This window comes from Antrihabitans spumae (genome assembly GCF_043944905.1).
Taxonomy (GTDB): domain Bacteria; phylum Actinomycetota; class Actinomycetes; order Mycobacteriales; family Mycobacteriaceae; genus Antrihabitans; species Antrihabitans spumae.
The window spans coordinates 1-10,224 of sequence record NZ_JBIMSN010000127.1 but is presented as its reverse complement, the minus strand read 5'-3'; the positions used below and the strand labels follow the sequence as shown (position 1 = coordinate 10,224).

The window sequence follows — 10,224 nt, the reverse complement described above, 5'->3', positions numbered from 1 at the left end:
CCGCCGAGTCCCATTCACGAACCCTTTCAGGCCCGCACTAAGGATGGTGCCCTAGTGACCGACCAACTGGGCGATATCTGCCTTGAACGTGATGTTCATCGAACCGGCGATGTCCATCCGACCCGTCATGGGAAGGTCGATGTCGGCGGCAACCTTCGACCGCGCGCCGTCAGCGCCGATGAGGTACTTCGCGCGGATCGTGTAGGTCGCCCCGGTCAGGCGGTCGAGCACACGCACGTCGACATGATCGGCAGTCTCCGTATGCGAGAGGTACTCCGTCGAGAAGCGCGAGTGGGTTCCCCGGACGGTCGCGTTCTTGACCAGGATCGGTTCCAACAACGTTTGTGGGATATCGCAATTCATCGATGGCGAGGCGAGTTCGTAGTCCGCGTGCCTGCTCGGATGCGTGCCCCACGCGAGGATGCGACCGAGTTCTTCGCCCGCCAGCGACGTGCAGAACACCGTGTCGCCGATCAGCTCGTGCGGCGTCGCCTCCGCGTTGACCTGGTCTTCGATTCCGAGGTCACGGAAGATCTCCATCGTGCGTTGATTGGTGATGTGGGCGCGCGGCGTATTGGCGGTCCACCGGTACTTCGTGATCATGATGTTCGGCACGCCGAGGGTCGACAGAAACAGCGCTGCCGACGAGCCCGCGGGTCCGGAGCCGACGATCAGAACGTCGGTCTCGACCACTGTGCCCGTCGGAAGTTCGGTGGCTGCGACACCGTCGTCGAAGGTGACCATCTCTCTGCCTCTCGATCACGATGCCCGCTCGATTGCGGGGTATGTAGCGAGTGTGCTGACGTCGAGTCGGCAAGAGAAGAAAGACCACGGAGTCGTCCGAAACGAGCTAACGAATGGCGGATTTGAGCAAGACAACCACGATCTTCGCCCGTGGCCCAGACAGCGCCCACGCCCGCATGCCATCCTCGACGAATGGCACGTACCTGGTTGTCGGTGACGGTGGAACTACTCGGCGGGCGCGGTGAGGAACTGTGGCCATGGCCCGGGAGAGTTTTCGCGGTCGGACCGTCGCACACCTTCATGGACCTCGCGAATGCCATCAACGACGCCTTCGCCCGGTGGGACAGGTCGCACCTGTCGATGTTCACCCTCGCGGATGGCCGAGTGGTCACCGACGAGGAGACAGGCGAAGACCTGGCTGGGTCACCCGTTGGACCCATGACGGAGGCGGTGGACATCGAGACGGCAAAGGTTGCTCGGCTCGTCGAACTCGGAGCGGAGTTCCAGTTCATCTTCGACCTCGGCGACGACTGGACCCACCGCTGCACGGTAGGCCACGACAAGATCGACCCACTGCAAACGTTGGGGATTGCGCCGCGCAGTCCGCTCCCCTACCGAGGCTGGGGCACCATCCCGGACCAGTACGGGCGCCGGTGGGCCGACGACGACGGGGAGAGCGATGTGCCGAGCAGACCGGCCCAGCCGCATCCGATGCTGCGGAACGCGTGGCCCGGCGTTGCACAGACGGTCCTTCTCGACATCAGAGAGGTGCGCGCGGCTACCGCGACCAAAGATGCAGCCCGCTTCCTCGCCGCGGTACAGGGGCGGGACATCGACGACGCGCTGCAAATCGTTGGCGCCGGCATACCGATGGCGCTGAACCAGCTACGTAAGCAGGCAGAGCCGGTCGCGTTGTCGGTGATCAATCGGCTGACCGATCGCGCAAGCACAGGTGACGAGGTGCTGAAGAAGGACCTCATCGCGTGTCTACGCCGCGAACCAATCGGCGAGAAGGTGTTGCCGGTCGACCTCGAGTATTTCGGGTCCGAGTTGGAGGGAAGTGAGCTCGAATCGACCGGTGGCTACCTCGACCTGCACACCGGTGATGTGATCGACGAACTCCAGACCGACGAGTTCATGGTCGGCGAGGACGCCGTCATCGACGTGGAGGACGATCCCGACCGCTGGCTGGAGTTCCACCGCACCGGCTCTCGGAATGGCTGGCAGGACATGGCGGACTTCGCCGAGAAGCAACCTGACGGGGCACTACGAGAGCGGATGCGGCGAGCGATCGAGGGCAAGGGCGCGTTCGGACGGTTCCGCGACCTCGTCGACCGGGAGAGCCTCGCCGATCAGTGGCACGTCTTCTCCACTGACCGCCGAATGGGTCGTGCCCGAGAGTTACTCGCAGATAAGGGCATTCGGGTCGGCTGAGAATCACGCCACCTTAGCGGTGCCGTGGCGTGGCCGATGCCGGCGCTATCTCGGACTGGGGCGGCTAGTCCAATTCGCAAGTGACGCTATAGAAGTCGGCAGGTTCCTCGTCGGTCAAACCGAAGGTGGTCTCGCTGAGAACCGCCCCGTTCCAGACGACCCACGGGCCCGAGCTGAACTCGACCTCCCCGCTGCCATCGACCGAGTACTCGCCACTGCCCGAGCTCGTGGAGTACTCGCCGCCATCGATGGTCACGGAAAGGTTGCCGCCGGCGCCGCCGTAGGTGCGGCAGGTGTAGTCCCCGTCTGGCAGTCCCCCGTCAGCGGTCGCGGCAAGTGCTGAGTCCTCGCCGTCGCCGGACCCGGATTCCGACCCGCCGTTGTCGCTACAGCCGGTGCTGGTCAGCGCGATGAACAGCGCCGCAGCGAGCGCGAGAATGGTACGCATGGGGTCTCCGATCTGCCGCAGGCGGAGAGCGGTTTACGTACGCTTCCCGGGCTGGCGGACAAGCCGGCCGCAGCTGTCAGCTGTGTTTGTGGCACTGCCCGAGTACGGCGGCGATGAAATCGGGCAAACAAGGCATCTGCTATTCGGGTTCGATCCCGATCGCGAGCGCGGCATTGCTGGAACCGACCGCTGGAATGGCCGACTAGTCGACGTCCGCGCAGGATGACGTCCCGGGCCAAACGCATCGGAAGTCCGAGGTTGGGAACTGACGATCGAAAGGCATCCGACGTCGGTGTCGCTCTGACAAGATTCGCGGTGTGACAGAGGGTGTTCGCCGCTACGACATTCCGGTGCCCCGCTTGTGGGAAACGCTGCGACCGACCTCGGCGCCATGGGCGGTGAGCACCGGAATTCGCGCGATCGTCTCCTCGGCGATCATCGCGTTGGCTGGTGTTGCCTTCGGTAATTCGGCGTCGATCGGTGTCGCTTATTTTGCGGCCACGATGTCAACCCTGTTTGCGGTAGGCGGGTTTCATCGAGCAAGGCTGACCGCGATGCTCGGGCAGGCGGTCGGTGCTGTCATCGGAATCGTCGTCGGCTCGGTGACGCCGAATACCCTGCCCATCGCGGTGGTTGTTGCCGCCGCAGTAGCGATGGTCGGCGGAATGGTTGCCGCGATCGACCCGGCATTCTCAGCCTTCTCGCTGCTGCTCGTGGTGGGTACGGCATACGGCCAGTTCGGCGGTTCTCCACTCTCGGTGACCGACCAGTGCCTGTGGTACCTGATCGGGTCCGCAATCGTGGCTGCGATCGTCGCGGCCGAGTCGATCACGGTGGTGCCTAGGCGAGAGAGACAGGATATCAGCGCTCTGCTCGCGAGCAATGCGGCGGTCCTCGACGCGTTGGGTGGTCCCGGTTGCACCCAGGCGCGGCGCGATCTTGCGGACACGGCAGCCGTTTGCAGGGCAACGCTCTACTCGTATCGGTTGACCCTACGACGTGGTACGTACGCCGTCGACGCTATCGAGGCGGCAGCACAGGCGGCGAGGCGAGTCACCTTGGTCGTCATATCGCTTTACGCGAAGGGCGCACCGGCTCCGCCCGGTGCGAGTGCAATCGTCCGAAGCGCGGCCGCCGACGTTGCCGAGGGCCGCGTCATCGCCGTTCGAGGATTCGATACGCATCCGGACCCGGGGTTGTCGCCGATTGTCGCGGCACTGACCGCGCCGGCGCGTCACCCATCGCTCGATGACACTGAATCCGCTACTCCCCCTACGGTTCCGCAGTTCATCAGCTCGACGATCAAGACGGCGATGCACCGCACTTCGCTGGGCTCCGGTCTACGTCTCGCGATGTGTGTAGCAGTCGCGACGGCGGGAGCATCGGCGCTGCACGGCGAACATCATGCGTTCTGGCTGGTACTGACCGTCGGCGTTGTCGTGAGGCCCGAACTGCAGTCGGTTTTCGTCCGCGTCATCAATCGGATCGCCGGCTCGATCATCGGAGCGGTAGTCGCCGCCGCGATCCTACTGACCGGTCCCGACGACTGGGTGCTGGCCCTCTGCGCTGCGATATCGATGGGTCTGTCCGCGCTGGCCGCACCAAAGATCTACGGACTTTTCGTCATCGGGATCACGTCGTCGACGTTGCTGAGCGCGAGCATCGGGGAGGTGAATCGACTCGCCCCGGAACTGCGCCTGCTCGACACTCTCCTCGGCTGCACCGTCGCGGTTGTAATCGGCTACGTGCTATGGCCGGGAAAGCTGTTCGCCACACATACGCCGCTGGAAAACGCCAAACGCTCGACGGTCACTTATTTGCGGGCGGCCGCGGATCCGAAAACCCAACCGCTTGCACTCGGCGCATTGCGGCGTCGGGCCTACGACGACAGTCACGGGCTACGCCGGAACCTCCAATCGGCGGTGCTGGAACCCAATCGACTCAGCCCGACGGTCCGTACCGAACTTCCGATCGCACTCGCGCTCGAGGACGTCGCCGACGATATCTCCGACTTGGCATTCACTGTTGCGAAAACAGGTATCGCTCCCGCTGCGGCGGAGATCGACGAAATCGCGGGCGCGATCATGGCACTCGGGCCGCACAGCGCCACACATCCAGGAAGTGCCTTGCTACACATTGGGAACGCAGATGGACCGCTCGTCCGAATGCGGGCCACCCTCGTCGGTATGTCAGGTTTGGTTGGCCCCGCTTGACGTAGCAATCTCTCGCTCGTAGATCCGTCGGCTACGGCCGAAAGAGCGTTCGACGGGCTCCGCGCGCGAGCCTTGCAAAGTTCCGGCACCGCTCGACCGTTGATCAGAAGCGGATGATTCCGTAGCGGCCATTCTGGGAAAGAGGGCTACCAATGTGGGCACGAATAGCACTACGCTAACGATAAAATGTATCTAGAGTAGATCTACTGACATTTTAAGGTAGGTGTCACATGGCAAAGCGAGTGATCGCACCGACCCGCGCCGCGACGGACGCGCTTGTTGTGCTCGGTACGCAGATACGAGCGGCTCGGCACGACAAGAATTGGACGGCCGCTGACCTTGGCATGCGCATCGGGGCTGACCCTCGCACCATCACCGCGATCGAGCGCGGCGCACCCGGTGTCTCCATCGGCACCGTTTTCAGCGCGGCGTCGGTACTCGGTGTGCCGTTGTTCGCCGACGACGACGACGAAAGAGCACGGCTTCGTCGCCGCGGCGAGGAGCGGATGGCGCTGATCCCGTCACGCGAGTATCAGCCAAGATCGACGGGATCCGACGCCGATGACGCTCTCGACTTCTGAGGCACCGACCGTGCCGCGAGACGCCTTCGTGTGGGTCTGGCTCCCCAGCCACACCGATCCGGTGCCAGCCGGACGGTTGCAGTTTCAGCGCCACGGCCGCCGATACGCGTTCGGCTACGGCCGCAGCTACCTCGAACGCAACGACGCCATCAGCCTCTACGAACCCGAGCTCCCGCTGCGGCCTGGCTGGCAGGCTGCGCCCTCCAACATGTCGATTGCGTCCGCGCTGCGCGACGCCGGACCTGATTCGTGGGGCCAACGCGTGATCCTCGAACGACTGCACGGTGTCGCTGGACCTGACGCCGATACAGCCGACCTGGACCAGATCACCTACTTCCTCGAGTCGGGATCCAATCGCATCGGCGGGTTGGATTTCCAGGCCAGTCCGGAGGTCTACATTCCACGCGGGGCGTCGGCATCGATCGACGAACTGCACGCCGCGGCAGACACCCTGGATCAAGGGCGCGAACTGAGCGACGAGTTGGGTGCCGCGCTCCTGCGCGGAACGTCGATTGGAGGCGCCCGGCCCAAGGCGCTCATCGACGTCGAGGGCAGGGGCCATATCGTCAAGTTCTCTTCGGCGTCGGACCCATACCCGGTGGTCAATGCAGAGGCGCTGGCCCTGGAACTCGCCCGGCGAGCCGGAATCGACACCACCGCATCGTTTCTCACTAAATCGCTCGGTCGCGACGTGCTCGCCATCGAGCGGTTCGACCGCCCAGCAGACGGCAGTCGGCGCATCATCGTTTCGGCCTTGACGATGCTCGGGCTCGACGAGATGGAGGGCCGCTACGCCACCTATCCGGATCTGCTCGACGTGCTTCGCCGCACCGGCACCGACCCCGCCATCGGCCGCCGGCTGTTCGAGCGGATCGTGTTCAACGTGGCCATCGGGAACAACGACGACCACGCACGCAACCACGCCGCGTTCTGGGACGGCACGGCCTTGGAGCTGACCCCGGCCTACGACCTGTGTCCTCAGATCCGCTCTGGTGAAACCTCTTCGCAGGCGCTGGCGTTCGATCGTAAGGGCACCCGCAACAGCTCATTCGCCGCGGTCGTAGCCGCTGCACCGGTGTACGGCCTGACCAGCACGGAAGCACACGAGATCATCGACGCCCAGGTCGCGGTCATCGAACAGGACTTCACGGAGGTCGCAGACATGGCCAAGCTGACTAAAGCTCAGCGCAACTTCCTGTGGCACAGACAGATTCTGAATCCACACGCGTCCTACGGGTACACCGCCGGGAGGTGACCAGACAAGGCGCTCGCACAGTCACAAGCGCCTCGCCAATAGGGAAGTCTCCTGACCCGCGGATCCTGCGCGAGGCGCACGAAAGTGTAAAGCCCGGAGACCCCTGATCACGCGGCCTCAACTGTTGCCAGCCCATTTCGCTCGTCGTTCTTGAAAGTTGCGCGGTCACATGGATGATCGCGCGGAGGTGGTGGCTAGGGCCGGGATGGATCGAACCGGCGATCCACCGCCTCAAGATGGACGCAATTGCGGCACAACGGTGTTCGCGCTGGTCACACCAGACTGACTGCGCCTGATTGGACCGCTCGATCCGACTCGTTGGCCTCATCCTGGCACCCGCACGAACTGGCACCGAGCGTCTGCCGCGACATCGATACATCACATTCGTGTCCTCTTGCTCGTGGACATCGACGTTTCTGCCGCCTTGGCCAGGCCGCTGCCGAGATCGTCGAGTGGCTCTCCGCCGCCTGAATCCTCGTGTCCGAAGTGGCCCCCAATGCCCTGTGCGTGTGATCGAATTGGCGACAGGTTCAGCCCAGGAGGTTCGCCATGTCCGTGAAGTCTCGTCACATCGGTCGCAATGCCCGACGGTTCTACATCGGAATGTGCGGGGTCGGCCTCGTCGGCGCGTTCACCGTGGCAGTGCCGGGAATCGGTTCTGCCGCACCGGCATTGCCAGCCAATTGCACGGCGGCGGGGAGCACCGTCACGTGCACCTACGAATATACGGGCGGCGAACAGAGCTTCGCAGTTCCGGCCGATGTCACGTCGGTGCGCGTCGTGGCCACCGGGCAGCAGGGCAGCAGGGCGCATCCGAAACCATGCTTCCCGGTGGGCTCGGCGCGATCGCATCGGGCACCGTGCCCGTGGCCGCTGGTTCGACGCTGTTCGTCGTAGTTGGGGGCTTTCTCGGGTTCAACGGTGGCGGCAACGCCAATCAGAATCGAAGCTTCGGCGGCGGTGCCTCGGACGTCCGGACGGTTTCCAGCGCCGACGCGGTTGGCACGCTCGCCAGTCGACTTCTGGTCGCCGGCGGGGGCGGCGGTGCTTCCGGTCTCGGATTCACCAGTAGAGGAAACCCTGGCGGCAACGCGGGCACCGCAGCACCCGGTGAGCGCGGGCCAGCCGGGCACGGCCACCGGCGGCGGCGCTCCCGGAGAGGGACAAGGTGGCCAGCCAGGTGTACTCGGTGCCGGTGGCGGCTCCGACGCGGGAGGCGGCGGTGGTGGTTTCTACGGCGGCGGCGGATACGACGCCGAGGGCCCCAGCGGCGAAATGGGCGGCGGTGGCGGTGGATCGTCGCTGGTCCCGCCCGGCGGATCAGTCACGCTTGCCGCGGCCGGTGCTGCTCCACAAGTCGTCATCAGTTACCAGATCGGCGGCCAATCGTCCTGCCTCGGCTTGCCTAGACTGCTGAGCTTCTTCTGCTCACTGAGCTGAGCCGGATCGGCACATTTGCGCGCATCGGCGAACTCACCGGACTCACGTCGAAAACGCCGACCTGAAACCAGGCGCATACATCTACGCCCAAACGACGAACCGGCAACAACGTCACCGTAGTGTTCGCGGCTCGCGGTCCTTCAGGTGACGATGGGGCACGCATCGAGCAACATGATCACCGCGCACACCTACGATTCAGACTTGGATCGCGTGGCCCATTGGCTCGGCTGGCTCGACTTCGACTGCTGAAATGGCGGACGGTCACGCATGGCGGACATTCCGCTGATTTTCGAGACCGGATCGACTGCCAGTCCATCGCAGCGAGCTGACCAAGAGCGCCCTGGCTTGCGAGAAGAGATTGTGGCCAGGGCCGGGATCGAACCGGCCACCTTCCGCTTTTCAGAGGGAATTGCACCCGCCGAAATGCGATAAATCCTGGTCGGGCAGGACCCCAATCGACCCGTTGGATGGGCCAGAGCAACAAGTCCAACCCTTTGGCTGCATTTTGGCTTCATCCATGGCGTTCCCCTTCCTGCTGCTCGCTCTCGTTGATCGGGACGACGTCGGGTATTTCAGGGGGTGCCGACACCGAATCGGAACGAGTCGTCTGAAGTGTCCGTCGAGTCATTGTGCAGATCGATCTTCCGCCCAGTCGAGGCGGCGGTCACGGTCATGAACCCAACCTGCGGTGGACTCTGTTGGTCGTCTACCCGCACCGAGCATCTCGACCATCGGCCAAATGCATCGGCGCATGAACAAGCAGATTGTCAACGTCAACTTCCGCTACACCTCCGGACACAGAGTTCCGAGTCGAACTGAGTTGGCCATGTCAAATGCAAATTCCGCCCTGTAGGTCGATTCGAATGGCCCAGCGCCTGGTGGCGCACCACAGACCCTCTGATGTCCTGCCACTCGATCAATCGCGGAATCGGGACTCCTGGGCCAATGCCGACGATTAGCCTTCTACAAAGATTTCCCGCGACTACAGGAGACTGCGATGGACGAGAATCCGTCCGCCTCGACCACGCCGTCGGAGCCGCGGTCCGGACACAAAAATAAGACGATGCCGGTCATCGCGATTGGCGTGACCGTCGCCGCTCTCATCCTCGCTGCCGCATTCGGAGCCTGGTACTTAACCCGAGACCGGAGTGTCACCAGCATCCCCGTCGGTGAAAATCCGAGTCGGGTCGCGGTGGATCCGGCCACGCGCACGATCTACGTCGCAAACCGCGAATCGGGTTCGGTGTCGGTGATCGACATCGCCAGCAACACCGTCACCGCCACCATCGCCGTCGGAGACTTCCCGCGGGGGGTGGCGGTGGATCCGGCCACGCGCACCGTCTACGTCACTAGCTCGGGCTCGGTGTCGGTGATCGACACCGCCAGCAACACCGTCACCGCCACCATCGCCCTCGGCTATAGCCCGGGTGGGGTGGCGGTGGACCCGGCCACGCGCACGATCTACGTCGCAAACAGCGACTCGGATTCGGTGTCGGTGATCGACACCGCCAGCAACACCGTCACCGCCACCATCGCGGTCGGAGACCAACCGGATCAGGTGGCGGTAGATCCGGATGCGCGCGCCGTCTACGTCGCAAACACGGTCTCGGATTCGGTGTCGGTGATCGACACCGCCAGCAACACCGTCACTGCCACCATCGCCGTCGGAGAGTTCCCGTCTGCGGTGGCCGTGGATCCGGCCACGCGCACCGTCTACGTCGCAAACGAAATGTCGGATTCAGTGTCGGTGATCGACACCGCCAGCAACACCGTCACCGCCACCATCGTCATCGGAGACCAACCGTATGCGGTGGCCGTTGATCCGGCCACACGCACCGTCTGCGTCACAAACAGCTCCGCGGACTCGGTGTCGGTGATCGACGCCGCCAGCAACACCGTCACCGCCACCATCGCGGTCGGCGGGTTTGCAACTGGTGTGGCGGTGGATCCGGCCACGCGCACGATCTACGTTGCAGACCACGACTCGGATTCGGTGTCGGTGATAGTTCCCTAATTCATTCGGGTGTCACGGACAAATCAGCATACGAGAATGTCATTTGCCAGGGTGATGGGACCACCTGCTTGCCACTAGCATGGGACCACCTTGGA

The 10,224-nt window shown here is 63.9% G+C and carries 8 protein-coding genes and 1 pseudogene; 7 read left to right on the top strand and 2 right to left on the bottom strand.

Features of this window, described 5'->3' with window-relative positions:
* Window positions 1-54: 54 nt before the first annotated feature.
* Window positions 55-744: pseudogene (locus ACHIRB_RS26070) on the bottom strand (FAD-dependent monooxygenase); the annotation flags it as partial.
* A gap of 192 nt (window positions 745-936) precedes the next feature.
* Between ACHIRB_RS26070 and ACHIRB_RS26065 the strand changes: the two are divergent.
* On the top strand, window positions 937-2,178 hold the full coding sequence (locus tag ACHIRB_RS26065) for an IS1096 element passenger TnpR family protein (protein ID WP_395126592.1): 1,242 nt from the start codon (window positions 937-939) through the stop codon (window positions 2,176-2,178).
* Between the two features lie 64 nt (window positions 2,179-2,242).
* On the opposite strand, the gene ACHIRB_RS26060 is transcribed toward ACHIRB_RS26065, so the two are convergent.
* On the bottom strand, window positions 2,243-2,626 hold the full coding sequence (locus tag ACHIRB_RS26060) for a hypothetical protein (protein ID WP_395112491.1): 384 nt from the start codon (window positions 2,624-2,626) through the stop codon (window positions 2,243-2,245).
* Window positions 2,627-2,943: 317 nt separating this feature from the next.
* Here ACHIRB_RS26060 and ACHIRB_RS26055 point away from each other — a divergent pair, with 317 nt between their 5' ends.
* From ACHIRB_RS26055 to ACHIRB_RS26030, 6 genes are all read left to right on the top strand, one after another.
* A complete protein-coding gene (locus tag ACHIRB_RS26055) occupies window positions 2,944-4,839 on the top strand; it encodes an FUSC family protein (protein ID WP_395126593.1) in 1,896 nt (631 codons plus the stop codon).
* Window positions 4,840-5,069: 230 nt separating this feature from the next.
* On the top strand, window positions 5,070-5,420 hold the full coding sequence (locus ACHIRB_RS26050; RefSeq protein ID WP_395126594.1) for a helix-turn-helix domain-containing protein: 351 nt from the start codon (window positions 5,070-5,072) through the stop codon (window positions 5,418-5,420).
* Entirely contained in the window at window positions 5,401-6,675 is a 1,275-nt protein-coding gene (locus tag ACHIRB_RS26045; RefSeq protein ID WP_395127793.1) for a type II toxin-antitoxin system HipA family toxin, read from the top strand. The genes ACHIRB_RS26050 and ACHIRB_RS26045 overlap by 20 nt, the downstream gene beginning before the upstream one ends.
* Before the next feature lie 549 nt (window positions 6,676-7,224).
* Entirely contained in the window at window positions 7,225-7,572 is a 348-nt protein-coding gene (locus tag ACHIRB_RS26040; RefSeq protein WP_395126598.1) for a hypothetical protein, read from the top strand.
* Window positions 7,497-8,084: a glycine-rich protein gene (locus ACHIRB_RS26035; RefSeq protein WP_395126596.1), complete on the top strand. Its 588-nt coding sequence runs from the start codon at window positions 7,497-7,499 to the stop codon at window positions 8,082-8,084. Before ACHIRB_RS26040 ends, ACHIRB_RS26035 begins: the two co-directional genes overlap by 76 nt.
* Before the next feature lie 1,028 nt (window positions 8,085-9,112).
* Window positions 9,113-10,129: a YVTN family beta-propeller repeat protein gene (locus ACHIRB_RS26030; protein ID WP_395127792.1), complete on the top strand. Its 1,017-nt coding sequence runs from the start codon at window positions 9,113-9,115 to the stop codon at window positions 10,127-10,129.
* Window positions 10,130-10,224: the final 95 nt, after the last annotated feature.